The organism is Pseudomonas sp. CFBP13508 (assembly GCF_005233515.1).
Lineage (GTDB): Bacteria > Pseudomonadota > Gammaproteobacteria > Pseudomonadales > Pseudomonadaceae > Aquipseudomonas > Aquipseudomonas mercuritolerans.
Window position 1 is genome coordinate 728,448 of the sequence record NZ_QFZZ01000001.1, and the last position, 26,187, is coordinate 754,634.

Sequence of the window (26,187 nt, forward strand, 5' to 3'; positions counted from 1 at the left end):
TGCCACTGTCCGCCGCGTTTTTCTGCCGACCATGAACAGCCATTTGCTCAAATCCAGAACCCTGTGGATCAGCGTCGCCGTGCTCGCGGTGCTCGGCCTGATCGTCGCCGTCGCGCTGATGTGGCGCCCGGCGATCGCACCAATCAAACGGCCGACGTCATTCGATACTGCGCAGTTGCAACGCGGCGCACGGGTGGTCGAGGCCGGCGACTGCGCGGTGTGCCATACCCGCCCCGGCGGCGAATACCTGGCTGGCGGGCTGCCGCTGGTGACGCCGTTCGGCACGCTGTACAGCACCAACATCACCCCGGATGCGCAGACCGGCATCGGCGAATGGTCACTGCCGGCCTTCGAGCGGGCGATGCGTGAAGGCATTGCCCGCGACGGCCACTTTCTCTACCCGGCGTTTCCTTACGTGCACTACCGACGCATGAGTGCAGCAGACATCGCCGACGCTTACGCCTACTTGATGAGCGGCCCCGCCGTACAAGCCCCGGCGCGGCAGAACCAGATGAACTTCCCGATGAACATCCGCCCGCTGGTGTCGTTCTGGAATCTGCTGTTTCTGCATGGCGAGCCACTGACGCCGCTGGCCGAACACAGCGCGGCATGGAATCGCGGACGCTATCTGGTCGACGGCCCGGGCCACTGCGCCGGCTGCCATTCGCCGCTGAACCTGATCGGCGCGGAGAAATCCTCGCAATACCTTCAGGGCGGCAGCGTCGATGGCTGGGAAGCGCCGACACTGGTCGGCCTCGGCCAACGCGCCAATCCATGGAATCGCGAGCAATTGGTCGGCTACCTGCGCGCCGATGTGGTCGATGGCCACGGTACGCCCGCCGGCCCGATGCGCCCGGTCAGCCTGAGTCTGGCGCGCTTGCCGGCCAGTGAAGCCGAGGCAATTGCCGACTACCTGCTGAGCCTGCAAAACCCGCACGCGGTGACCGAAACCACGGCGAAAAAGCAGCCAGGTATTCCAGCGGATCACACAACCGGCGCCCTGCTCTTCAGTAGCGCCTGCGCCGGATGTCACGCACCCGCCGCGCCGATGCGCGAAATCGACGGCCGCCCGGGCCTGCAAGGCACTTCGGCGCTGCAAGCGGCCAGCTCGCGCAACTTTCTCAAGACCGTGCTCGAAGGCGTGCCCGCCATTCCCGGCGCCCCCGGCCCGGTGATGCCGCCGTTCGCCGCCAGCCTCGACAACGCCCAGCTCGGCGCACTCGCCGCGTATCTGCGCGAACAAGCCCGCCCCGAACAGCCATGGGCCGACCTCTCTTCCACTATCGAAGCGTTACGTCAGGAGACGAAATGAGCCAGATCACTCTCACCGTCAATGGAGCCGGCCAAGCGCTGGAGCTGGAACCGGACATGCCGCTGCTGTATGCGCTGCGCAACCACTTGAACCTCAACGGCGCCAAGTACGGCTGCGGCCTGGGCCAGTGCGGCGCGTGCACGGTGATCGTCGACGACCAACCGGTGTTCGCCTGCCTCACGCCCTGCGCAGGCCTTGAAGGGAAAAAGATCCGCACCGTGGAAAGCCTCGGCAGCGCAGACAAACCCGGCCCGTTGCAAGCGGCATTTATCGACAAGCAGGCCGCGCAATGCGGTTACTGCATCGCCGGCATGCTGATGCGCGCGCAGGCGTTGCTCGAACGCGATCCGCACCCGGACGAACAAACCATCCGCGAACACATGGCCGGCAATCTGTGCCGTTGCGGCACCCATTTGCGCATCATCGAGGCGATCAAACAGGCGGCCGGGCACAACGGGAGCCGGACATGAGCGAAGCAAACGGCTTGAACCCCAGCCGCCGGGCCTTCCTGCGTGGCGGCGCGCTGCTGATGGCCTTCACCCTGATGCCGATAGCCCGGCGTGCCTTGGCCGACACCGAAGTCGACACCCTTGGCACTGTGGTGCTGGCCCCCGATCTGCCCGGCAGCCTGCGCACCAACCCATACCTCGACGCGTGGATTCGCATCGCCGCCGACGGCATCACCGTGTACACCGGCAAGGTCGAACTGGGCACCGGGGTGAAAACCGCGTTGCTGCAAATCGCTGCCGAACGTTTGCAGGTGCCGGCCAGCGCGATCAACTTGCTCACCGCCGACACCGCGCTGACGCCCAACGAAGGCTACACCGCCGGCAGCCACAGTATTTTCGACAGCGGCACCGCGCTGTACAACGCGGCCGCCCAGGTGCGGGAAATGCTCGTCGATGCCGCCGCGCGCAGCTGGCAAGTTGATGCGGCACAACTGAGCACTCGCGACGGCATCATCGAAGGGCCGAATGGTCAGCGCATGGCATATGCCGACGCGGTCAAGCATGTCGATGTGCACCAGTACGCCAAGGCGCAATCACCGGCGATGGCGGCGGCCGATTTCAAACTGATCGGCCACAACCTGCCGCGCCTGGATATTCCGGCCAAGGTCAGCGGCGGCGCGGCATTCGTCCAGGACATGCGCCTGCCGGGCATGCTGCACGCGCGTGTCATCCGCCCGCCGCGTCCCGGCTGCACGCTTCAGCCGTTCGATGCCGCGTCCATCGAGGCGTTGAACGGCGTGGTCAAAGTGATTCGCGACGGCAACTATCTGGCGGTGGTCGCCCATGATGAGTGGCAAGCGATCAAGGCCATGCGCGCCGGCATGGAAAGTGCCAAGTGGAGTGGCGGCGAGGCGATTCCCGAAGCCGCCGGGATTCACGATTTGCTCAAGCAATTGCCCTCCAAGCGCTATCCGATCAGCAACAACGGCAATGCCGGCGGCGCGACCGAAACGCGCTTCAAGGCGCGGGTGACCAAGCAGTATTTGATGCACGGCTCGATCGGCCCGTCCTGTGCGGTGGCCTGGTTCAACGATGGCGTGCTCACGGTGTGGACCCACACTCAGGGCGTCTATCCGCTGCGCGCCGGTATCGCCGAAATGCTGCGTCTGCCGCCGGAGCGTGTGCGCTGCATTCACACCGAAGGCTCGGGTTGCTACGGCCACAACGGCGCCGATGATGCCGCCGCCGATGCCGCGCTGATCGCCATGCGCCTGCCGGGCACGCCGGTCAGGGTGCAATGGATGCGCGAGCAGGAAAATCTCTGGGAGCCGTACAGTTCGGCGATGGTCACCGAAGTCGATGCCGGCCTCAGTCAGGGCCGTTTGCAGGACTGGAACTACGAGCTGTGGACCACGCCGCACAACGAACGCATCGTCAATGCCGGGCGCCTGCTGCCGGCACGCCTGTTGGCGAAACCCTTCACCTCGGCGCCCTCGGTGCCGATCGCCCAGCCCGAAGGTGATGGCGATCGCAACGCGGTGCCGCTGTACGAGCTGGGCGCGACGCGAATCAACATGAACTTCGTCACCACTATGCCGTTCCGCACCTCGGCCATGCGCTCGCTGGGTGCGCACATCAACATCTTCGCCATCGAGGCAGGTATTGATGAGTTGGCGATCAAGGCCGGGCTCGATCCGCTGGCGTTACGTCTGGCGCATCTGCGCGACCCACGTGCCCGGGCTGTGATTGAGCGCGTGCGCGACGAAATCGGCTGGCCACACAAGAGCAGCGAGCCCGGTGCTGGGATCGGTTTTGCCTTCGCCCGCTACAAAAACATCATGGGTTACTGCGCCCTTGCGGTGAAACTGCGGGTGCATCCGCAGACCGGCGAGATCCGTGTCGATCATGTGGTCACGGCGGTCGACGTCGGCCAGATCGTCAGCCCCGATGGCCTGCGCAATCAGGTCGAGGGCGGCATCGTCCAGTCGGCCAGCTGGACGCTCTACGAAAAAGTCGCCTACGACGCCGGCGGCATTCGCAGCTATGACTGGAGCGGTTATCCAATTCTGCGTTTCACGCAATTGCCGAAAAAAGTCGATGTGCATCTGCTCGATCAACCGGGCGAACCCTTCCTCGGTGCTGCCGAAATCGTCCAAGGGCCAATGGCTGCTGCGCTCGGCAACGCGGTCAGCAATGCCACCGGCCGGCGCTGGCTGCACCTGCCGCTGACTCGCTCGACCCAACCCGCCTGAACCACGCCCGCGCTCGTCATGGATGAGCGCGGGTGCCGTTGCGTTGCGCGCAAAGCTGCGTAGCGCCGGCCACGGATTATCAGCCCCGCCACCCCCGGTTAAGTTACCTGCACACCGCGCGGCACCTGGCTGCCGCACTTGAACCCTACTCATCGACATCCGGAGCTACCCATGACCCGTCGCCTGTTTCAACCCATCGCACTCGGCCCTTACACCCTTGCTCATCGTGTGGCGATGGCGCCCCTGACCCGCTCGCGCGCTGGCCAGCCGGGCGACGTGCCGACCGCAATGAACGCCGAGTACTACCGCCAACGCGCCAGTGCTGCGCTGATCATCACCGAAGCCACGCAGATTTCTCAGCAAGGCCAGGGCTATGCGTGGACGCCGGGGATCTACAGCGATGCGCAAGTCCACGCCTGGCGCGAAGTCAGCACGGCGGTGCACGCGGCCAACGGTCTGATCTTCATGCAGCTGTGGCACGTCGGCCGGGTCTCGCATCCCAGCTTCCAGCCGGACGCCGGTTTGCCGGTGGCGCCGAGCGCCCTGCCTGTGCCGGGCAAGACTTTTATCGTCGATGAACAAGGCAACGGCGTATGGGGCGATGTGCCGGTGCCGCGCGCCCTCGAAACAGCGGAAATCGCCGACATCGTCGAAGACTATCGCCGCGCTGCGCGCAACGCGTTGAACGCTGGTATGGACGGCGTGGAGATCCATGCCGGCAACGGTTATCTGCTCGACCAGTTCCTCAACAGCAACAGCAACCAGCGTGATGACGCCTATGGAGGCAGTGTGGAAAACCGTGCGCGGTTTCTGCTCGAAGTGGTCGCCGCCGTCGCTGATGAAGTCGGCGCCGAGCGCGTCGGCGTGCGTCTGACGCCAATGGGCCGCTTCATGGGCATGGGCGATGACACGCCTGAAGCGACCTTCGGTTATCTGGTCGAAGCGCTCAACCAGTGGAATCTGGCCTACCTGCACCTGGTCGAGCCGGCCATGGTCGGCACGGTCAAGGACGAAAACTTCGACCCGCGCTGGGACGCGATCATCGCCCAGTTGCGCCAGACCTGGAACGGCGTGCTGATCCTCGCTGGCGGTTACGACGCTGAATCCGCCGAACTGGCCTTGAGCGTCGATCGCGCCGACATCATTGCCTTTGGCCGGCCATTTTTGGCCAACCCGGACCTGCCGCGTCGGCTGCACGACGGGCTTGAGTTGAACACGCCGGATCCGAGCAGCTTCTTCGGCGGCGATCAGCGTGGTTACGTCGATTATCCGTTTCACGCCTGAGGCTTGGGCTTCATAACTTTTAAGGTTTGTTTAAGGACTTTAAATAAAGCCTGCGGCCAGACTTTGCCCATCGATCAGGAGAGCCGCCATGAACCCGCAATCGGTGAAGTCAGACCCTTCCTGCCACCTGGCTCGCCCACTGGGCGCACTGTCCGGCTGGCAGGAACGCCGCGCCAAGGCCTACATGCTGCACGATCTGAGCCGCAGCCTGCGCGTCAGCGAGATTGCCGAACATTGCAATCTTTCACGCAGCCACTTTTCCCGGGCGTTCAAGATCGTCACCGGCTGCTCGCCGCAGGAATGGATGCTGAAGATGAAGATCGACAAGGCCAAAGGGCTGTTGCTGACCTCGATGGCGATTACCGAGATTGTGTATGAATGCGGATTTTCCGATCACTCGCACTTCACCCGCACTTTCGGGCGCATGGTGGGGATGCCACCGAAGGTCTGGCGCCAACTGATGTGCGGAGCGCGGGTGGCGCTGGTGGATGCGGATGTGTGGCGGCTCAGCGATGGGTTGCTGAATTCGACGATGGGCCAGCGCTTGACGGAACTGCGGCCCTGAGTGGGACTTCAAAGGGTTTTGTTCACTCCTCCCTTTTGGCCGCGATTTTTCGCGGTTTTTTTTGGCAGCGAATTGGCGGTCGGCGTTGCGATCGCGGTGAATTCACCCCTCACCCCAGCCCTCTCCCTAGGGAGAGGGGGCCGATTTGTGGGCTTTTCCAATCCTGAGTTCAACTCGGACTTTCACGTCGGCGTATCTCCCCCAAACACCTCGGTCAGTCCCCTCTCCCTCCGGGAGAGGGCTAGGGTGAGGGGCTGTTGTTTTTGCCAAACCTGAATTCAACTCGGTATTGCAAGTCGGCGTACGTCGACCAAACACCTCGGTCAGTCCCCTCTCCCTCCGGGAGAGGGTTAGGGTGAGGGGCTGTTGTTTTTGCCAAACCTGAATTCAACTCGGTATTGCAAGTCGGCGTACGTCGACCAAACACCTAGGTCAGTCCCCTCTCCCTCCGGGAGAGGGCTAGGGTGAGGGGCTTTTGTTTTTGCCAAACCTGAATTCAACTCGGTATTGCAAGTCGGCGTACGTCGACCAAACACCTAGGTCAGTCCCCTCTCCCTCCGGGAGAGGGTTAGGGTGAGGGGCTTTTGATCCTGGCGTCCGGCGCAAGTGGCAGCCTGAAACAGATCCGCGCGCCCTCTTCGCTGTCTTCCACGCGCAACGTCCCGCCATGGGCGCCTATCACCGTTCGGCAAATCGCCAGGCCCATGCCCATGCCGCTGCCCTTGGTGGTGAAGAACGCATCGAAAATTTCTTCACGCTGATGCTCGGCGATCCCCGGCCCGTTGTCTTGAAAAGCCACGCAGACCTGCCCATCGGACAGCGTCGACTCAATCACCAGGCGCCCGTCAGTCACGCCCTGCCCAGCCATCGCTTCCAGCGCGTTGACGATCAGGTTGTAGATCACCTGCTGGATCTGCACCCGATCCCCCAGCACCGGGTCAGCAGCGTTGAGTTGCGTGCGCAAGCTCACCCCGCGATTGTGCACATCGCTCGCCGTCAGTTGCACGACCTCACCGATCAACGCGTCAATCGACACCGGCAATCGTTGCAACGGCGCCTGCCTGGCCAATGCGCGCAAGGCCTGGACGATCTCGGTGGCACGGGCGCTGTCGGAGCGGATGTCTTCCAGTCCCTGAATAGCCTCGTCGAGATCAGGCGTGTCGCGCTTGAGCCAGCGCAGACTGGCCGAGGCGTTCGATGAAATGCCCAGCAGCGGCTGGCTGATTTCGTGGGCGATCGAGGCCGACAGTTCGCCCATCATTTTCAGGTGCGAGTTGCGCGCCAGTTCCGCCCGCGAGCTGCGCAAGTCGGCTTCCATCTGCGCGCGCAAGCGGTTGTCTTCGACCAGTTGCGCATACAGCCGCGCGGTCTGCAGCGACACCGCTGCCTGCGAGGCGAGAATTTCCAGCATGGTCAGGCGTTCGGCGCTGAACAGCTTCGGTACCAGGCTGTTTTCCAGATACACCAGACCGATCAGCGCGCCCTGCTTGAGCAACGGCAGGCACATCAGCGAGCGCGTCTGCCGTTGCTGCAGATCAGCGCTGTAGGCTTGCGGGCAGTCGGCGCGGGCATCGTCAAGCACCAGCGGCGTGCGCGTGCGCATGGTCGAATTGAGCACTGAAACCGGCGCGATCTGCTCCAGCGAGCGATCGTTGTCCTGACTGACCCGCACGTTGCCCGCCTCGACATGCGCGGCAGCGGCCAAGTGCAACTCACCCTCGGCGACCAACAGCAGCGCGCCGCGATCGGCACCGGCCTGAATCATCAAGTGATTCATCAAGGTCTCCACCAGCCGATCGAGCAACACCTCTTGCGAGACCGCGCGTGCCGCTTCAATGCCGACTTCCAGGTCAAGGCGCACCCGCGTCACCGGCGTTCCCGCTTCCAGGGAATGCTCGTGGGCGAGAAACGGATGCTGCGCTTCGAGCTGGCGCGCCTTGGCTTCAGCGCCCCACAGCACATAGCAGTCGCGCGCCACACGCAGGTGATGATGCGTGCCGGAGACCAGGCCGTTGGTCAGGCAGACCTCGGCCAGTTGTTCATGGGCCAGTGCTTGCTCATGGATAAACCCGGCAGCGGCCGCCGCGATTTGCGCTTGGTCGAAGCAGCGAATGGCGGCCAGCCCTTCGCCGCGCACGCGGGCCATCGCGCCTTCGATCAGCAGCAGTTTGTTGCTGAAGGTCGAAGGATTGAGCTCGACCCATGGCAGAAAACGCTGCCGTTGCTGCTCCAGCTTCTGCAGTTTTTCGGCAACAGAGCCCGGCGCCTCGGGACTGGCCAGTGCCAAGCCGTAGAACAGGTAGTAATGCGCCAGATCAATGTGCGCCGGCAGCGACCAGGTCAACGCCTCGGCGTCTTCGAAACGGCGCAGCGCGTAACGCACTTCACCGAAATACAACGCCGACATGCCCGAATACAACCACATCCACACCAGCGTCGGCTGTGAAACGCGGTCGCGATGCAGCGGGCCGAAGCGGTCATGTTCCAAAGCATCCAGCATTGCGATCGAACGAGGCTCAGGCCCATTGCGCAAATCGCTGGCGAACGCCTGTTGCGCCACAAGAATGCGCTCGATGTCAATGTAGTGAAACTGCCGCACCCAACTCAGGCCGACGTCCAGCTCGTTCAACACGTTTGGCAGCGGCTCGCCCATGAACAGCAGATCGGAGCCTATGTGGTTGCAGGCGTAACACGACATGCCCAGATCGCCGCCGGCCTGACCGCACTCAAACGCGGCGAAAGCCTTCTGCCGCGCGTAGGCCATCGGCCGGGTCCACGCGCTGACCTGATCCAGCGCCACCAGCGTGCCGGTGCGCCCTGCCTCATAGCCGTGCAGATCAGTCAGTTCCAGCGCCAGTTCGGCGAAAGCAACACCGTCCAGATATTCGCCATAACGGTCGGCGATCATCACGCCGTACCAGGCAAAACCGTAGCCGCTGCTGGGCGTGGTGCCATGGAGCAAAGTCAGTTCGACCATCTTCGCCAGGTGCAGAAAAGCAATGTCGTCCTGCACGAAGAACGAGGCGATCAGCGTGCTCAGCAGCTCCATGGCCACTTCGATTCGCGGCTCGTTGGCTTTGGGCAACGCCGTCAACTCAGCGATCTGTCGCGCACCGACCAATTGCCGAACCCGTTCGAACGCTTCGCCCAGTTGCGCCTTCGATGGGTGTCGCTGCAGGTCGATATCGAGCAAGGCAAGACCGGCCAGCGCTTCGCCGATCGCGCCGTGGTAATCGGAATGCAAGGTGCGCAGGCTGGCGCGCAGGCGGTAGGTTTTCGCGCGGTCCAGCACGGTGGCAGCGTGTTCCAGGCAATCGTCGAGACGCTGTTGCGCGCCGGGCAGATCCGCCAGCAACATCGCGCAGTCGGCTGCCAGCCAGCGCGCCGCGAAGGCTTGCGGGTAGAGCTGCGTCCAGCCGTTGTCGCCGAGTAACACCTCGGCGCTGCGCAGATAATCCACGGCCTGCTCGACAGCGGCGCTATCGCGGGCGCGCTCGGCAGCTTCGAGCAATAACTGGATGAACTCAGCGCGTCGAGGCGCTTGCAGCGCATTGCCGGCGCTGCGCTGAATCTGACTGGCGATGTCGAAGACCCGCGCCTGCCGCTGCTCGCCGCTTTGATCGAGCATGGCGGCAGCGATGCGCGCATGCTCAGCCGAACGCCCGGCCGGTGGGGTCAGCGCAGCGGCGGCTTCCAACACCCGATCGTGGGGAAACACCAGTTGGCCCGGCTCGCGCAGAAGAAATCCGGCGCTGACCAGATAATCCACGTCACGCAGCAATTGCGCCGGATCGTCCCCCAGCAAATCGCCCAACAGCGTTTCGTCACAGCGGCCACCAACGTAACCCGCGGTGCGCAACACTTCACAGGCACTGACCGGCAGACGCTGCAAGCGTTGCACCATCAATTCGGCCACGTTGTCGGCGTAGCGATAGCCGTTCACTTCGGCCTGATTCCACACCCAGCGCCGCGTCGTCGCGTCGAAACGCAGCAGACGCTCGTCCACCAGAGCACGCGCCACCTGGCTGACGAACAAAGGATTGCCGGCGGTTTTGAAGTGCACGACGCGGGCCAGCGCCTCGAGGTTGTCGACGTCGGCATCGAGTTCGACCGCCATCAGTTGCGCAACGGCCTGCACCGACAGCGGCCCTAGTCCAAGGTCACTGACTGGCAGCGCGGGTGCTTTGCGCATCTCATCGAGCCAGCCGCCCGGATGCTCCGTCAGCTCGCCCTCGCGATACGCCAGAACCAGCAGCAAATGCCGCGTCGGTCTGGCGATAAAGGCTTTGAGAAACGCCTGCGTCGAGTCGTCAGCCCACTGCAAGTCGTCGATAAACAGCAGCAGCGGATGCCCCGGTTGCGCAAAGACTTCGAGCACATCGAGCAGCGCTCGATTGACCCGATCCAGGGCGTGGCGCGCCGGCATGTTCGGCAGTTCGGCGGTGGCGCCGATCAGCAGTTCGGCTTCCGGCGCCAAGTCCAGCAGCAAGCGGCCACGGCCCTTGAGGGTTTCGCGCAGTTGCTCGGCCAAGGCCTGCAAGGCCAGCGTGGGCTTGGTCAACACTTGGCTGATCAGCGACTGAAAAATCTGCGCCAGCGGCGCGAAGGGCCGGTCATTGTTCAGCAGTTCGATCTTGCCGCTGGCCCAATAACCGGGTGCCTGGCTACGCAGGACTTGCTGGATCAGCGTCGACTTCCCCGCTCCCGGTGCGCCGGCAACCATCAGCACGCGAGCGATGCCGTCGCTGCGCACGCGCTGGATCTGTTCAAGCAGTTGCTGACGTTCGTCGTCACGACCAAACAGCACATCGCCGCGCGTGGCCGTTGCGCGAGCATCGAATGCACCGAGGCGGAACGCTTCGATCTGGCCTTTTTTCTGCCATTGGCGCAGGCACCAGGTCAGATCGGCGGCCAGCGATTCGATGCTTTGATAGCGCGCGTCCGGCTCCTTGGTCAGGCCCTTGAGCAGCACATGACAAATGCCTTGCGGCAGGTCGGGTTGGTATTGCGCTGGCGACAAAGGCTGGACGGCGGCGTGCACATGCAACCATTGCGAGGCGTCGCGAGCGATCAGCGGCGGGCGCCCGGTCAGCGCCTCGTAGATGATTGCCGACAGCGCATAGACGTCGCTGCGCTCATCGGAATCGACGCCGTCGCCCTGCAGCTGTTCCGGCGCCAGATAAGGCCAGTGTTCCAGGCTCGGCAGTTCAGTCGCCGGCGTTTCCTGCGCGTGGGTGTGAAAGCCCATCAGCCTGACGCTGTCGTCAGCATCGACCAGCAGATGCCAAGGCAATAAAGAACACTGTGGGAGCGAGCCTGCTCGCGAAAGCGGTGGGTCAGTCAAGGGTGATGTCGGCTGGACTGACGCTTTCGCGAGCAGGCTCGCTCTCACAGGGTTTTGCGGTGTTTCCGGATGGCGAGAGTGGACCAGCGCATTGGCAGCGGCGACGGCGATATTCAGCACCCGTCCGAGTGGTAAGCCGGCGGCGTCGATCAGTCCAGCCAGTGGCGCGCCCCATTGCGGGTAGACCAGCACCGGCCCGTCCGCCGAACGTATCAGCGCGAGCGGGTTGAGCGCCCACTGCGAAGGCAACTGCAAATGGAAATCGCGCTCCAGCCGCTGGCACAGCGCCGGGCGCTGGATCGGCGCACGCACAGCGAACCAGCTCTGGCCCGAGTGGCTGTCTTCGAGGCTGAACCAGGTCAGTTCATGGTCACGGCGCAGCAAACTGAACCGACAGTTCTCCAGCCATGCTTCATCGAGTATCGGCGCATCGGCCGCGCAGGAAATTGCAGATGAAGATGGCTGGCCGGGCATACGCATTCACCGCTGGAAATGGGATTCAGGCTGGTGGCGAAGTATACCCAGCGTTTTTTTGCCAGAGGGCCAGCCGCTGCGCTGATGTCCGTCCGCAGCCTCAAGATGGCCGTCCAGAGCCTTGCGCTGCTGTTTCTTGCGCTATAGAAGCGCACGTCTTATCCCTCGGGATAATTGCTTTATGCCAGGCCGTCCCCTAGCGTACGAACCTGATAACCCGGCGCCCGCGCCCTGTCCTTCTCACCGCAACGCAGAGGCCCGCATGATCCGACTCGGCCAAGCCACGATTTCTTTGGAACGGCGCGAAGCCTTTCTCGATGGCCGGCCCTTGCGCATGGGCGGGCGGGCGTTCGAAATACTTTCGGTACTGATGCAGGCCGATGGGCGCATCGTCAGCAAGGACGAGCTGATCAATCAGGTGTGGCCGGACATCGTCGTCGAAGAGAACAATCTGCAAGTGCAGATTTCCTCGCTGCGCAAACTGCTCGGGGAAAAAGAAATCATCCAGACGGTTGCCCGTCGAGGTTACCGATTATTGAAAGACCGCGAACCCAAACTGCCCGTGTTCAACGCACTGGCCTCGGCGCCGATGGTGGCGCAGCCGCCGGCGGTCGATGCGCACTCGGTGCCGGTATTTATCGTCGACGATGAGGCCTGCGTGCGCAGCGCCTTGAGCCGTTTGTTGCGCGCCGAAGGCATCGAGCACCGGATTTTCCAGTCCGCCGAAGAACTGCTCGGGGCCGACATCGCCAGTGGCCCGGCGTGCCTGTTGCTCGACGTCAGCCTGCCCGAAACCACAGGCCTGCAATTGCAGGCAGCGCTGAACGAGCGCGGCTTGCCGTGGCCGGTGATCTTCATGACCGGCCACGGCACGATTCCGATGTCGGTGCAGGCGATGAAGGCCGGCGCGGTGGAGTTCCTGACCAAACCATTCAATGACGATGAACTGCTCGGCATTCTGCGCAGCACCCGTCAACACGCCGCGACCGCGTTCAATCAATGGCAACGGGTGCAGCACGTGCGGCAGTTGGCGGCGCAACTGACACCGCGTGAGCGCGAAGTGCTGCCGCTGATCGTCGGCGGTCTGTCGAACAAACAGATCGCCAACCAGTTGGGCACCAGTGAAGTGACCGCCAAGGTCCATCGCAAACACATCATGGCGAAGATGCAGACCCGCTCGCTGGTCAACCTCGTCGAACTCTACGGACTGATCAGCGCTGCGCCTTCGCCTGGCCCATCGAGCCTGTCGTGAGCGGCCCGGCGGGTCGCCCGACGGCGTTCGAGAACACTCGACCGACGATTGTCTGCATCGTCGATGACGATGCGTCGGTGCGCAAAAGCCTGTCGAACCTGCTGCGTTCGGTCGGTTATCGCGCGCAGGTGTATGCCAGTGGCGAAGCGTTTCTCGCCGAAGCAGACTTCGCCGAGATCGCCTGCCTGCTGCTAGATCTGCGCATGCCCGGCCTGTCCGGCATCGACGTGATGCGCCAACTGCCGCGACAGTTTCCGGTGATCTGCATGTCCGCCCATTGGGACGAGGCGGCGCTGGCTGAGTCCGGGCATTACCAGGCGTTTGAATGCCTGTGCAAACCCTTCGAAGAAGAGGTTTTGCTGGCGGCACTCGACAAGGCCCTGCACCGCCAGCACTGATCGCTTCAGCTGTCCTGCGTGGCTTCTTCCGCAGTTTCGATCACGGCCAGCGACGCAGTCATCGAAGCGTGACACACCGCCAGAATCTCATCGGCCAGCGCCGAATCATCCGGGCAGGCCCGCGACAGCATGATCGCCCCGACCGCGCGGGCCAGCAGGTCGATCATCCGGGTCCTGCCCTCACCTTGCGGTGCATCCGCTGCGGTGGGGTATTTCTCGCCGAGCGTCTGCAACGTGCGCTCGATGCCTTCAGCGAACGCCGCTTTCACGTCCCCGGACTGCCGCGCCGCATCGCCGCACAACGCTGCCATGGTGCAACCGGTGGAGCGGCCGTCGCGATGGTCTCGCGACACGTACACGTCGATGAAATCCTCCACGCTCATGCTTTCGGCGGCGGCCGTGGACTGCGCCAGGCTGTTGGCCGAGGCTTCGGCCATCAGGTCGGCCTTGGAGCCGAAGTGTTTGTAGAAACCGCCGTGAGTAAAACCGGCGGCTGCCATCAGGTCGGCCACGCCGACCCCGTCATAACCGCGCTCGCGGAACATCACTGATGCCGTTTCGACAATGTGCTCGCGATTGGCCTGAGCCTGGGCTTTGGATACGCGCATATTGAATACCTCCGGCGCTGAAAAATCATGCGCAGATGATACATAGATGTTGGCCATAATCAAAACCGTTGACAGGTTAGATTTCGATCATCATCCTAAAGGCCCGCAATCAGTCTTCAACTGACAAAGAGCCCACACCATGACTACTCGCCCTACTGTTCTGATTACTGGCGCCTCCACCGGCATCGGCGCGGTCTACGCCGCACGTTTCGCCCAGCGCGGTCACGATCTGGTGCTGGTCGCCCGTGACCAGGCGCGCCTGGACACCCTTGCTGCCGGTTTGCGCGCTGAGCACAACGTCAATGTCGAAGTGCTACAGGCCGACCTGACGCAACTGAGCGACCTGCAAAGCGTCGAGGCGCGTCTGCGTGATGACTCGCGCATCGGTATCCTCGTCAACAATGCCGGCGCCGCGCAATCCGGTACCTTCATCGAGCAGAGCACCGACAGCGTGGCGCAACTGGTCGCGCTCAACACCACCGCGCTGGTGCGTCTGGCCAGTGCTATCGCCCCGCGTCTGGCCAAGGCTGGCGACGGCGCAATCATCAATATCGGTTCGGTGGTGGGCCTGGCGCCGGAGTTCGGCATGTCGGTGTATGGCGCGACCAAGGCGTTCGTACTGTTCCTCTCCCAGGGTCTGAGCCTGGAACTGTCGCCACAAGGCGTGTACGTGCAAGCCGTGCTGCCTGCGGCCACCCGCACGGAAATCTGGGACCGCGCCGGTATCGACATCAACACCCTCACCGACATCATGGAAGTCGGCGATATGGTCGACGCCGCGCTGGTCGGTTTCGACCGTCGCGAAGTCGTGACCATCCCGCCGCTGCACGAAGGCGAGCGCTGGGATGCCTTGCAAGCGGCGCGTCAGGGGCTGTTGGGGCAGATCCGCCAGTCGGCTGTTGCGCAACGTTATCTGGCTCAGGCCTGACCTCATCCAGACCCGCCGCTATGCCGGCGGGTTTCTACCGACAAGAGCATCCGCAATGAAGGCATTTTTCATCGAGCGCTACGGCAAGCAGAACGGCCGGATCGGCGACATCCCGGAACCGCAGGTCGGCGCGCACGACGTGCTGATCGAAGTGCGCGCCAGCAGCGTCAACCCGCTGGATCTGAAGATTCGCAGCGGCGAATTCAAGATGATCCTGCCCTATCAAATGCCTTTGATATTGGGCAACGATGTCGCCGGCGTGGTGCTCAGCACCGGTGCGGCGGTCAAGCGTTTCAAGCCGGGCGATGAGGTTTATGCGCGTGTGCCTGATAACAGGATTGGCACGTTTGCCGAACGCATCGCTGTCGATGAAACAGCGATCGCGTTAAAACCCGCCAATCTCGCCATGACCGAGGCGGCTTGCATGCCGCTGGTGGCGTTGACGGCGTGGCAGGCACTGGTCGAAGTCGCCAACGTGCAAAAAGGCCAGAAGGTGCTGATTCACGCCGGCTCCGGTGGCGTTGGCACGGTCGCCATTCAACTGGCCAAACACCTCGGCGCTTTTGTTGCGACCACTACCAGCACGGCGAATGTCGAATGGGTCAAGGCGCTGGGCGCTGATGTGGTGATCGATTACAAGCAGCAGGATTTCGCCATTGAGCTGCGCGACTACGACGTGGTGCTCAACAGCCTCGGCGGCGATGTGCTGGAGAAATCGTTGAAGGTGTTGAAACCTGGCGGGCAACTGATTTCCCTGTCAGGGCCGCCGACTGCGCAGTTCGCTCGGGAGCAGGGTTTGTCCTGGCTGCTGGGGCTGGTCATGCGTCTGCTCAGCAGTGGCATTCGGCGCAAGGCGCGCAAGCGTGGGGTGGGTTATTCGTTTCTGTTCATGCGCGCCGATGGCGTTCAGTTGCAAAAAATCACTGCGTTGATTGAGGCCGGGGTGATCAAACCGGTGATCGATCGTACTTTTCCGTTCGATCAGATAGCTGACGCCTTGCACTACGTTGAACAAGGTCGGGCCAAGGGCAAGGTTGCCATCGCGGCCAACCCCAAAAGCCCCTCACCCTAGCCCTCTCCCGGAGGGAGAGGGAACTGACCGAGTTGTTTGATCGAGTGATTCCAACCTGCAATACCGAGGTGAACACAAGTTCTGAAAAGCCACCAATCGGCTCCCTCTCCTCGGGGAGAGGGCTGGGCGGGCGGCGTTCCGATGAGGGGTGAATTCAGCGCGGTGTCCAAGCATGTGCATTGCTTACCAAGCTCAATCCGCCCCTCCTGCTGAAACTTCGAGAAACCCCTCTCGACTTGCGTTTTCCTCAACCTGCCCCACGCTTGATTCACAGAAGTGCACGTTTTCATGGCAAAACTGCGATTAACTGAATGGTTAGTTACCGCTATAATCCCGCGCTTCATTCAAACGGGACTTTCAATGTGAACCACAGTCAACGCGTCTCAGGCGTTTCAACGTTCATTCTGGTCGGCCTTGGCGTGATCATCGCCCTGCTCGGTCTGGCGCTCGCGGTCGGCGGTGTGAAGCTGGTCAGCCTGGGCGGTTCCTGGTACTTCCTGGTCGGCGGTCTGGCGATGACCGTTTCCGGGGTGCTGATCGCACTGAAGAAAACTGCCGGCGCCTGGCTGTTCGCCGCATTTCTCGTGGCCACCGCGATCTGGGCCTTGGCTGACGCCGGGCTGGTGTTCTGGCCGGTGTTCTCGCGGCTGTTCATGTTCAGCGCCATCGGTATGGTCGTCGCTCTGGTCTACCCGCTGCTGGCGCGCGCCAATGGCCGCGTGGCCGGTCGTGGTGCGTATGCCGTGGCCGCTGTGCTGGCGGTCGGTGTGGCCGTTGCGGCGGGCAACATGTTCGTCGCCCACCCAACCGTTGCCGCCACTGGCACTGGCCCGGGCCTGACTCCGGTCGAGCCGGCCAAGGCGCAGAAAGACTGGGCGCACTACGGCAACACCGAAGGTGGCAGCCGCTTCGCCGCGCTCGATCAGATCAACCGCAACAACGTCGACAAATTGAAAGTCGCGTGGACCTACCACACCGGTGACGTCGCCGAGAGCGATGGCAACGGCGCCGAAGACCAGCTCACCCCGCTGCAGGTCGGCAACAAAGTCTTCATCTGCACCCCGCACAACAACCTGATCGCGCTGGACGCCGACACCGGCAAGGAAATCTGGAAAAACCAGATCAACGCCCAGTCGAAAGTCTGGCAGCGCTGCCGTGGCATGGCGTATTTCGATCGCACCGCTACCATCGCGCAGCCAGCCAATTCGCCGATCATCGAATCCAAACCCGAGCCGGCCGCCAACTGCCAGCGTCGTTTGCTGACCAACACCATCGATGCCCGCCTGATCGCGGTCGATGCTGACACCGGCGAGTTCTGCCAGGGTTTCGGCAACAACGGCCAGGTCGATCTGAAGGCCGGTCTGGGTGATGTGCCGGACAGCTACTATCAGTTGTCGTCCGCGCCATTGATGGCCGGCACCACCGTGGTGGTTGGCGGTCGTGTTGCCGACAACGTGCAAAGCGACATGCCGGGCGGTGTGATTCGCGGTTTTGACGTGATCACCGGCGCCATGCGCTGGGCGTTCGACCCGGGCAACCCGCAGGATCGCAACGCGCCGGCCGACGGCAAAACCTACGTGCGCAGCACGCCGAACAGCTGGGCGCCGATGTCCTACGACGCGGCGACCAACACGGTGTTCCTGCCGATGGGCAGCTCGTCCACCGACATCTATGGTGTCGAGCGCAGCGAACTGGACCACAAGTACGGCGCTTCGATCCTCGCGCTGGACGCCAGTACCGGTGAAGAACGCTGGGTGTTCCAGACTGTGCACAACGATCTGTGGGACTTCGACCTGCCGATGCAGCCGAGCCTGATCGACTTCGACAAGGACGGCCAAAGCGTTCCGGCGCTGGTCATCGGTACCAAGGCCGGGCAGATCTATGTGCTCGACCGCGCCACCGGCAAGCCGCTGACCGAGGTCAAGGAAGTACCGGTGAAAGCCGCGAACATCCCCAACGAGCCGTACTCGCCGACTCAGCCGAAATCCGTGGGCATGCCGCAGATCGGCGCGCAGCACCTGACCGAATCGGACATGTGGGGCGCCACGCCGTACGACCAGTTGCTGTGCCGCATCGACTTCAAGAGCATGCGCTACGACGGCCTGTACACCGCGCCGGGTACCGACAAATCGCTGAGCTTCCCGGGTTCGCTGGGCGGCATGAACTGGGGCAGCATCTCCACTGACCCGGTGCACGGTTTCATCTTCGTCAACGACATGCGCCTGGGTCTGTGGATCCAGATGATCCCGTCGCAGAACAAAGGCCAGGCCGCTGGCGGTGGTGAAGCACTGAACACCGGCATGGGCGCTGTGCCGCTCAAAGGCACGCCGTACGCGGTGAACAAGAACCGCTTCCTGTCGGTGGCCGGCATTCCGTGCCAGGCGCCGCCGTTCGGCACTTTGACCGCGATCGACATGAAGACCCAGAAAGTCGCGTGGCAGGTTCCGGTCGGCACCGTTGAAGACACCGGTCCCCTGGGCATCCGCATGCACCTGCCGATCAAGATCGGTCTGCCAACCCTCGGCGGCACCCTGTCGACCCAGGGCGGCCTGATCTTCATTGCCGGCACCCAGGACTTCTACCTGCGCGCCTTCAACAGCGGCAACGGTGAAGAAGTCTGGAAAGCCCGTCTGCCGGTCGGCAGCCAGGGCGGCCCGATGACGTACGTTTCGCCGAAGACCGGCAAGCAGTACATCGTCGTCACCGCTGGCGGCGCACGCCAGTCGACCGATCGTGGCGATTACGTGATGGCTTACGCCCTGCCGTAACTCGCTGCCGCACCACCAACCTCCTCCAAGCGCGCGGTGCCCCAAAGCACCGCGTCGCCGTTTTATTGCGTTAAAGATTTCAGCAGGAAGGATTCACATGTCATCGGCTGTTCGCTTTTCTCGTACCAAGCTTTCCACTGGCCTGTTGCTGGGCCTGAGCTGCACCACTGCCCTCCCCGCGCTGGCCGCCAGCGATTCCGATCTACTGACCCGCAGCACCTTGTCCGGTGACTGGGGCGGCTTGCGTCATCAACTCGATGAAGACGGCATCAAGTTCACTGGCGATTACAGCGGCGAAACCGCTTACAACGCCGACGGCGGCCTGCACCGTTCGGCGCGCTACTCGCAGAACATCAAGCTCGGCGTGCAGTTTGATCTGAGCAAACTCTACGGCGTCGACAACGCCGGCAAAGTGCAACTGACCATCAATGACCGGCGCGGCAACAGCGCTTCGGAAGATCTGGTCGGCAACCGCCTGCCGATTCAGGAAAACTACGGCGGTTTGTACACGCGCCTGACTGAACTGAGTTATGAGCGCAGCCTGTTCACCCCGGCGCTGAACGTGAAGCTCGGCTACATGGCCATGGGCAACGACCTCGGCGGCCTCGACAGCGGCATTCTGTGCAACTTCATGAACGCCGGTTTCTGCGGTCACCCGCTGAACATGTCCGGCGGCAGCGGCTGGACCAACTACCCCAACGCGCGTCTGGGCGTGCGGGTCAAATACGACCTGTCGCCGTCCTGGCAGCTGCGTGTGGCGGCGTTCAACGTCGATCCAGAAAGTAACGGCAATTCCAGCCGCGCCTGGCATCTGGGGCCGAAGCACACCACTGGCACCGTCGTGCCGATCGAGTTGGTGTACAAGCACGCCGGCGAGCTGCCGGGTGAGTACAAGCTCGGCTATTACTACGACAGCTCCGACGTCAAACGCATTGGCAGCGACGACGAGGTGTCCGGGCGTGGCGGGCACTATTTGCTGATCGATCAGGCAGTCTGGCGTTCGCCGACCTCCGAGGGCCGCAGCCTGCATGCATTCGGTCAGTATTCGGCGGCCAGTGAAGCCGCCTCGCCGTTCAGCAAGTGGTACGGCACCGGCGTGGTTTTGTACAAACCATTCGAAGGCCGTCCGCGTGACACCCTCGCTCTGGGCTATGGCCGCGCCGTGCCGAACCCGCGCAGCCGCGATGTGCAGCAGGATGCCGCGCTGGCCAATGGTGCTGCGTTTCCGAACCTCGACAGTGCCGAACAGTTGATTGAGTTGGGCTATGGCTATCAGGCCACCCCATGGCTGACCCTGCGCCCGAACCTGCAATACATCATCGAACCGGGGGCGTTTTCCGGGCAGGACATCGACAATGCGCTGGTGGTGGGGTTGCAGGTGAAGGCTGCGCTTTAAGCCTTGTGGTGAAAGGGCTGCCGTCATCGCGAGCAGGCTCACACCTACAGGATTGGCGGCGTGCGCAAAATCTCTGCAGAACACAAAACCACTGTGGGAGCGAGCCTGCTCGCGAAAGCGCCGGGTCAGGCGACTGCGATGTTGAATGTAGCGCCGACTTCGCGAGCAGGCTCGCTCCCACAGGGGGTTTGGATCAGGTCGGAGAGTTGGATTCGCCGCTGCCGTAGCGGGATGCAGAGGATTTGCGGCGGGCAGGAAATTAATTCCAGCCCATCGGTGAATTATTTCGTGTCCGCATGTATCTGAGCCAGAAGAGCCGGCGCCATCATGGAGATGGCATCGCAGCGGTAATCTGGATCAGCGAGCGGGAACAGCGCAATGAAATCACGCAAGAACACCGTCAAACCGATCGGTTTGAAAGACATCACCATTGTCGACGACGCCAAGATGCGCAAGGCGATCACCGCCGCCGCACTGGGCAACGCCATGGAATGGTTCGACTTTGGCGTCTACGGCTTTGTCGCCTATGTGCTCGGCAAGGTCTTCTTCCCCGGCGCCGATCCCGGCGTGCAAATGATCGCCGCGCTGGCGACCTTCTCCGTGCCCTTCCTCATCCGTCCGCTTGGCGGTTTGTTCTTCGGTGCGCTGGGCGACAAGTACGGACGGCAGAAAGTCCTCGCCGCGACCATCGTCATCATGTCCCTGAGCACCTTCGCCATCGGCCTGATTCCGTCCTATGCCTCGATCGGCATCTGGGCGCCGATCCTGCTGTTGCTGGCGAAAATGGCCCAAGGTTTCTCGGTCGGTGGCGAATACACCGGCGCCTCGATCTTCGTCGCTGAATACGCGCCCGACCGTAAGCGCGGCTTCCTCGGCAGTTGGCTGGATTTCGGCTCGATCGCCGGTTTCGTCTTCGGCGCCGGTGTCGTGGTGCTGATCTCGACGATTCTCGGTGAACAGCGCTTCGAAGAATGGGGCTGGCGGATTCCGTTCTTCCTCGCCCTGCCGCTGGGCATGATCGGCCTGTATCTGCGCCACGCCCTCGAAGAAACCCCGGCGTTCCAGCAGCACGTGGAAAAACTCGAACAAGGCGACCGCGAAGGCCTCGCTGGTGGCCCGAAGGTGTCGTTCAAGGAAGTCGCAACCAAACACTGGCGCAGCCTGATGACCTGCATCGGCGTAGTGGCGGCGACCAACGTCACCTATTACATGCTGCTCACCTACATGCCGAGTTACCTGACGCACAACCTGCACTACAGCGAAAACCACGGCGTGCTGATCATCATCGCGATCATGGTCGGCATGCTCTTCGTGCAGCCGCTGATCGGTTTCATCAGCGACAAGATCGGCCGCAAGCCTTTCATCGTCGTCGGCAGCATTGGCCTGTTCATTTTCGCCATTCCGGCATTCATGCTGATCAACAGTGGCAGCATCGGCCTGATCTTCTCCGGCCTGCTGATCCTCGCGGTGCTGCTCAACTTCTTCATCGGCGTGATGGCCTCGACCCTGCCGGCGATGTTCCCCACGCACATCCGCTACAGCGCGCTGGCCAGTGCCTTCAACGTCTCGGTGCTGATCGCCGGTCTGACCCCGACTGCCGTGGCCTGGCTGGTGGAAAGCACCAACGATCTGTACATGCCTGCGTATTACCTGATGGTCATCGCCGTGGTCGGTCTGGTCACTGGCGTGACCATGAAGGAAACCGCCAACAAGCCCCTGCGCGGCGCGGCCCCGGCGGCTTCGGACCTGGAAGAGGCCAAGGAGCTGTTGCAGGAACACCACGACAACATCGAGCAGAAAATCGAAGACATCGATGCCGAAATCGCCGCGCTGGAAGCCAAGCGCAAGGAACTGGCGCTCCAGCATCCGCGCATCGATTGATCAGTGCGGCGTCGGCAATCGGTCCGACGCCGCGCCAAGCTTGAGCTAGCCTTGAAACCGGATCGCATGCCACTCAAGGAGTCCACATGTTCAAGCTGATGAAAAGTTCGGTCGCTGGCGGATTGCTCTTCGCCAGCCTCCAGGCCGAAGCCGGCGGCATAATGATTTACGAGGCCGGCCACGAAGGCACAGGGCTGGCCAACGCCGGTTCTGCGGTCATGGCCAGCGACCCGAGCATTCTGATGACCAACCCGGCGGGCATCAGCCAACTGGCCGGCACTCAGATCAACTTCAACGCGCAGTTGATCCTCGGCGACGTCAGCTTCTCCCGCGACAACGCCAATACCTTCGGCGGCAACGAAGGTGGCAACGCCTTGAAGTACCTGCCCGGCTCCAGCTTTTTCATCAGCCATCAACTCGATGAGCGCTCCTCGATCGGCTTCGGCATGTACGGCAATTTCGGTCTGGCGGTGGATTACGACGATGACTGGGCCGGGCGCTATTTCACCCAGGAGTCGGCCATTCTCGGCGTGTCATTCCAGCCCACCTATGCCTACAAAATCACTGACGACCTGTCCGTCGGCCTCGGCCCGCGCTTCATGCTTGGCTACTTCCGCACCGAAGTGGCGGTCAACAATAACGTGCTCGGTCTGGGCAACGCCGAGGATGGTCAGTTGCGCTACAAGGACACCGACTGGGGCACGGGCGCCAACGTCGGCGTGCTCTACAACCTCAACGAGCGCACAAAGCTCGGGCTGGCCTGGACCAGCACGATCAAGCTCAAATTCGAAGACCAACCCGAGCTGAAGAAAATCACCAATCCGCTGCTGCGTCTGGCGCTCAACCGTCTCGACGCCGATCAGCTGAACGTCGACATGAACGTGCCGCAGACCGTCACCACCAGCGTGTCCTACCAGCTCGATCCGCAGTGGACGCTGCTCGGCAGCCTCGGCTGGCAGGACTGGAGCGATTTCGGCAAGGTCGGCGTGGAAGTCGATACCGACCTGGGCTCGACGTCCAGAACTGCGCAGCGGCAATACAAGGACACCTGGCATGCCTCGATCGGCGCGCAGCACCAGATCAACCCGAAACTGCGCTGGAACGTCGGCCTCGGTTACGACTCCTCGGCAGTGGACGACAAGGATCGCACCGTCGACAACCCGATGAACGAAGCGTGGCGCCTGGCGACCGGGGTCAGCTATGCATTGCAGGACGATGTCGATGTGCACATGAGCTACACGCTGATCTACCTCGGCGACATGGACGTGCAACAGACCAAAGCGCGCTCCGGTGGCTCGGTCTCCGGCGAATACAAAAACGCCGCCCTGCATGTGCTGGGCGGCGGCGTGGTCTGGCGTTTCTAGGGATCACTGATCCTTCGGTGCCTGCGCCGGTGCGGTGAACCACTGCTCCGGCGGCACGCGTTTTTCCTGCTGCGGATCGCCCAGGTAATGCGGCGACATGATCTGCACGCCATATTCGTTGAACACATCCTGAATATTGGCGTGGAGCATGCTCAGCAACACCGCACGCGGGCGCGGCTGGCTGGGGATGGCCTGGGCCACCAGGCGATACTCGGGATAGAAGTCCGACAACGCGGTCTGGAACACCTGCGCCGGCGGGTCTTCGAGCACGCCCGGCGTGCGTTTGGCCGCCTCCAGCAGCATCGCTTCGACCTGGCGCCATGGCGTGTCGTAGCCGATGGTCACCACCGTGTCGACCACGTAGCCCGGACCTTGCACGGTGCGCGAGTAGTTCTTGGTCACGGTGCCGGTGATCATCGAGTTGGGCAGCGTCAGCACTTCACCGAGGCCGGTGCGAATCCGCGTGGTGAACATGCCCAGCTCGGTGACGGTGCCTTCGTACTCGCCGATCCTGACAAACTCGCCGGGGCGCAGGGTCCGCGTGTAGGTCAGGATCAACCCGGCCGCCGCTTGCCCGACAACACTGGTGGCGCCGAGGGAAATCATCAAACCGATCAGCACCGACAAGCCTTTGAACGCATCGGTCCCGGCGCCCGGCAGATAGGGATAAGCCATCGCCAGCGCAAACAGCCAGACTGCCAGTGCGGTCAGGCGTTGCGTCGGTTGCAGGGTTTCATGGTTGAGCCAGTTGAACGTCCCCGGCGCGGCCATCCGGCGCAGGATGCGTCGGGTAAATGCGGTCACGCCCCGGGCGATGAAGAAAATCGCCAGCGCCACGCCCAGCCCCGGTATCGCATCAACGATGCCCTGCAACAGATAACTGGCCAGTTCAACGAGATAGTTGTTGAGGCTTTCGCCCCACGGCCGCGTATACGGGAAGCGTGACAGGACAAAACCCAGCCATTCGTAGGACAGCAGCAGGATCAGCAACCAACGCAGGAACAACAGACAGCGGCTGACCAACGGGTAGAGAAAATTCGAATCGATCAGTTGCACCCGCCCGACCTTCAGCGCCTTGGTGTGGCGATCCATCAGCGCCGGCAGTTTCGCCAACAGCTTGTGGCGCAGCCATGACAGGCACCAGAGCAGCGCCAGATAGATCAGCGTGGCCACCGCCACCAGCGCCAGCGAACGCACAACCATCTGCACGTTGCGCGCCTCGCGGGTCTCGTTGACCACCTGGCGCAGTTTTTCCGCTGCGCCCTCGGCGGCTTCCTGCACCGAGGAATAGGCCAGGCTGTCGACATCTTTCGGTGCAACGATGAACGCACGGGTATTGCCGATCAGCACCATGTAGCTGTTCTGGATCGAATCAGTGCTGATTTTCAGCTCAGGGTCTTCCTCCAGCGCTTCACTGATCACCCGCTTCGCCCGCTTGACCCGTGAGGCCGGCGCCTCGCCGAGGATCGTCGCGCGAAACAGCATGATGCTGCGGTTGGCCACCTTCAGTTCTACCGCTTCGTCCGTTGCTGTCGTGGTGTCTTCCAATGCCTGGCCGAGCCCGGACCACAGTGTTGCAGCCAGCAGCATCGCCAGCACCATCAGCCTGTTACGCATGCACCGTTCCTTATGGCTGATTGTCGTGAGAGGTTTCGTCCAGCACTTCGCTGACGTCGGCCGGTTGATAGACCCAGCCGATGAACAATTCATAACCGACCGCGAGAATCACCGGCCCGGTGAACAGGCCGATGATGCCGCTGGTGACCATGCCGCCCAGCGCGCCGATCAGCACCACCGGCATCGGCACGGCCACGCCACGCCCGAGCAACATCGGCTTGAGCACGTTGTCGGAAAGCCCGGCGATCACCATCCACACGGCGAATATGATCGTGCCGGGACCGACGCCGTCATGGGCAAAGACAAACACCACCACCGGCACGGTAACCAGCAGCACCGGCAGTTGCATGATGCCCAGCAGCAACACCATCAACGCCAGCACACCGGCAGCGGGCACGCCCATGATCACCAGTGCCACACCGATCAAGATCATCTGGATAAAAGCGATACCGACCACGCCCTGCGCCACCGCGCGAATGGTCGAGGTGCACAGTTGCGCGATCTGCGGGCCACGCACCGGCCCGGAAATACGCTGGGTAATCGCCACAGCCGTGCGATGGCCGCGTTCGCCGTGGGTCATGATCAGTCCGGCGACAATCAGCGCCACGACAAACACCACGATACCTGCGCCGACGCCGGCGGCCTGATGCAACAGCACCCGCCCCCAACTGGTCAGGTGCGGCGCCAGTTCCTTGAACACCCAGCTCAGGTCCTGCGAAGCGTGCATCCAGATGCCATACAACGGCGCACCGATCAGCGGCCAGTCGGCGACATTGGCGGGTGGCGGCGGAATCTCGAACTGCCCCGTTTCCACGGTTTGCATGCCCACCTTCACCGAATCGGCCACGGATGCGCCGAGCAGGCTCAGCGGCACCATCAGGATCACCAAGCCGAGCAACACCAGCACAATCGCCGCCCAACCGTAACGGTTGCCGAGTTTTGCGCCGAGTTTCTGGTTCAGCGGGTACAGCGTGACTGCGAGGATCAGCGCCCACAGCATCACATTGAGAAACGGATGGAAAATGTCGTAGCAGAACAGCACCAGGGTCGCGATCAACCCGGCGCGGATCAGTACGTCGAGCAAGGCTTTGGAACTGTTGAAGGCAATCAGTGGCTTCTCTTCCATGGGAACATTCCTGAGCGGCGCAGCATTCGGGATGCGCTGAGCCTAGAACATGTTGGGCTGGTCTTCCTGTGGGGCGCGGGATTATCGGTTTACACAA

At 62.6% G+C, this 26,187-nt stretch carries 17 protein-coding genes; 13 read left to right on the forward strand and 4 right to left on the reverse strand.

Translation table 11 applies throughout. The annotated features are described in order from the left end of the window. Positions 1-31 precede the first annotated feature (31 nt). From PspCFBP13508_RS03295 to PspCFBP13508_RS03315, 5 genes are all read left to right on the forward strand, one after another. The gene (locus tag PspCFBP13508_RS03295; protein WP_137213803.1) at positions 32-1,312 is read left to right on the forward strand and encodes a c-type cytochrome; all 1,281 of its coding nucleotides are present in this window, start codon (positions 32-34) and stop codon (positions 1,310-1,312) included. Continuing rightward, positions 1,309-1,782, forward strand: coding sequence for a (2Fe-2S)-binding protein (locus tag PspCFBP13508_RS03300; protein ID WP_137213638.1), 474 nt, complete (start codon positions 1,309-1,311; stop codon positions 1,780-1,782). Before PspCFBP13508_RS03295 ends, PspCFBP13508_RS03300 begins: the two co-directional genes overlap by 4 nt. Next, entirely contained in the window at positions 1,779-4,013 is a 2,235-nt protein-coding gene (locus tag PspCFBP13508_RS03305) for a molybdopterin cofactor-binding domain-containing protein (RefSeq protein WP_137213639.1), read from the forward strand. The genes PspCFBP13508_RS03300 and PspCFBP13508_RS03305 overlap by 4 nt, the downstream gene beginning before the upstream one ends. Before the next feature lie 171 nt (positions 4,014-4,184). Beyond that, entirely contained in the window at positions 4,185-5,297 is a 1,113-nt protein-coding gene (locus tag PspCFBP13508_RS03310) for an alkene reductase (protein WP_137213640.1), read from the forward strand. Positions 5,298-5,385: 88 nt separating this feature from the next. Beyond that, entirely contained in the window at positions 5,386-5,862 is a 477-nt protein-coding gene (locus tag PspCFBP13508_RS03315; protein ID WP_016774798.1) for an AraC family transcriptional regulator, read from the forward strand. A 568-nt stretch (positions 5,863-6,430) separates the two neighbouring features. Here the strand turns inward: PspCFBP13508_RS03315 and PspCFBP13508_RS03320 are convergent. Next, positions 6,431-11,680 (reverse strand): AAA family ATPase, encoded by a 5,250-nt coding sequence (locus tag PspCFBP13508_RS03320; protein ID WP_241669489.1) that lies wholly within the window; start codon positions 11,678-11,680, stop codon positions 6,431-6,433. A gap of 262 nt (positions 11,681-11,942) precedes the next feature. Here PspCFBP13508_RS03320 and PspCFBP13508_RS03325 point away from each other — a divergent pair, with 262 nt between their 5' ends. Beyond that, positions 11,943-12,932 carry a response regulator gene (locus tag PspCFBP13508_RS03325; RefSeq protein ID WP_137213641.1) on the forward strand — a complete coding sequence of 330 codons (990 nt, stop codon included), beginning with the start codon at positions 11,943-11,945 and terminating at the stop codon, positions 12,930-12,932. Next, a complete protein-coding gene (locus tag PspCFBP13508_RS03330; RefSeq protein ID WP_241669490.1) occupies positions 12,929-13,330 on the forward strand; it encodes a response regulator in 402 nt (133 codons plus the stop codon). The genes PspCFBP13508_RS03325 and PspCFBP13508_RS03330 overlap by 4 nt, the downstream gene beginning before the upstream one ends. Before the next feature lie 5 nt (positions 13,331-13,335). On the opposite strand, the gene PspCFBP13508_RS03335 is transcribed toward PspCFBP13508_RS03330, so the two are convergent. Then, on the reverse strand, positions 13,336-13,938 hold the full coding sequence (locus PspCFBP13508_RS03335; RefSeq protein WP_137213642.1) for a TetR family transcriptional regulator: 603 nt from the start codon (positions 13,936-13,938) through the stop codon (positions 13,336-13,338). Positions 13,939-14,077: 139 nt separating this feature from the next. Here PspCFBP13508_RS03335 and PspCFBP13508_RS03340 point away from each other — a divergent pair, with 139 nt between their 5' ends. The 6 genes from PspCFBP13508_RS03340 (at position 14,078) to PspCFBP13508_RS03370 (ending at position 23,347) form a co-directional block, all read left to right on the forward strand. Continuing rightward, on the forward strand, positions 14,078-14,866 hold the full coding sequence (locus PspCFBP13508_RS03340) for an SDR family oxidoreductase (RefSeq protein ID WP_137213643.1): 789 nt from the start codon (positions 14,078-14,080) through the stop codon (positions 14,864-14,866). A 55-nt stretch (positions 14,867-14,921) separates the two neighbouring features. Next, positions 14,922-15,938, forward strand: coding sequence for an NADP-dependent oxidoreductase (locus PspCFBP13508_RS03345; protein ID WP_137213644.1), 1,017 nt, complete (start codon positions 14,922-14,924; stop codon positions 15,936-15,938). 362 nt (positions 15,939-16,300) lie between these two features. Further along, the gene (locus PspCFBP13508_RS03350) at positions 16,301-18,706 is read left to right on the forward strand and encodes a glucose/quinate/shikimate family membrane-bound PQQ-dependent dehydrogenase (protein WP_137213645.1); all 2,406 of its coding nucleotides are present in this window, start codon (positions 16,301-16,303) and stop codon (positions 18,704-18,706) included. A gap of 97 nt (positions 18,707-18,803) precedes the next feature. After that, the gene (locus PspCFBP13508_RS03355; RefSeq protein ID WP_137213646.1) at positions 18,804-20,102 is read left to right on the forward strand and encodes a carbohydrate porin; all 1,299 of its coding nucleotides are present in this window, start codon (positions 18,804-18,806) and stop codon (positions 20,100-20,102) included. A gap of 378 nt (positions 20,103-20,480) precedes the next feature. Further along, positions 20,481-21,983 carry a glycine betaine/L-proline transporter ProP gene (gene proP / locus PspCFBP13508_RS03365; RefSeq protein ID WP_024013032.1) on the forward strand — a complete coding sequence of 501 codons (1,503 nt, stop codon included), beginning with the start codon at positions 20,481-20,483 and terminating at the stop codon, positions 21,981-21,983. A 98-nt stretch (positions 21,984-22,081) separates the two neighbouring features. Then, positions 22,082-23,347, forward strand: coding sequence for an OmpP1/FadL family transporter (locus PspCFBP13508_RS03370; protein WP_241669497.1), 1,266 nt, complete (start codon positions 22,082-22,084; stop codon positions 23,345-23,347). A 3-nt stretch (positions 23,348-23,350) separates the two neighbouring features. On the opposite strand, the gene PspCFBP13508_RS03375 is transcribed toward PspCFBP13508_RS03370, so the two are convergent. Further along, the gene (locus PspCFBP13508_RS03375) at positions 23,351-24,964 is read right to left on the reverse strand and encodes a mechanosensitive ion channel domain-containing protein (protein WP_137213649.1); all 1,614 of its coding nucleotides are present in this window, start codon (positions 24,962-24,964) and stop codon (positions 23,351-23,353) included. A 10-nt stretch (positions 24,965-24,974) separates the two neighbouring features. Further along, complete coding sequence (locus PspCFBP13508_RS03380; protein WP_137213650.1) at positions 24,975-26,090, reverse strand: AI-2E family transporter; 1,116 nt, start codon at positions 26,088-26,090, stop codon at positions 24,975-24,977. Positions 26,091-26,187: the final 97 nt, after the last annotated feature.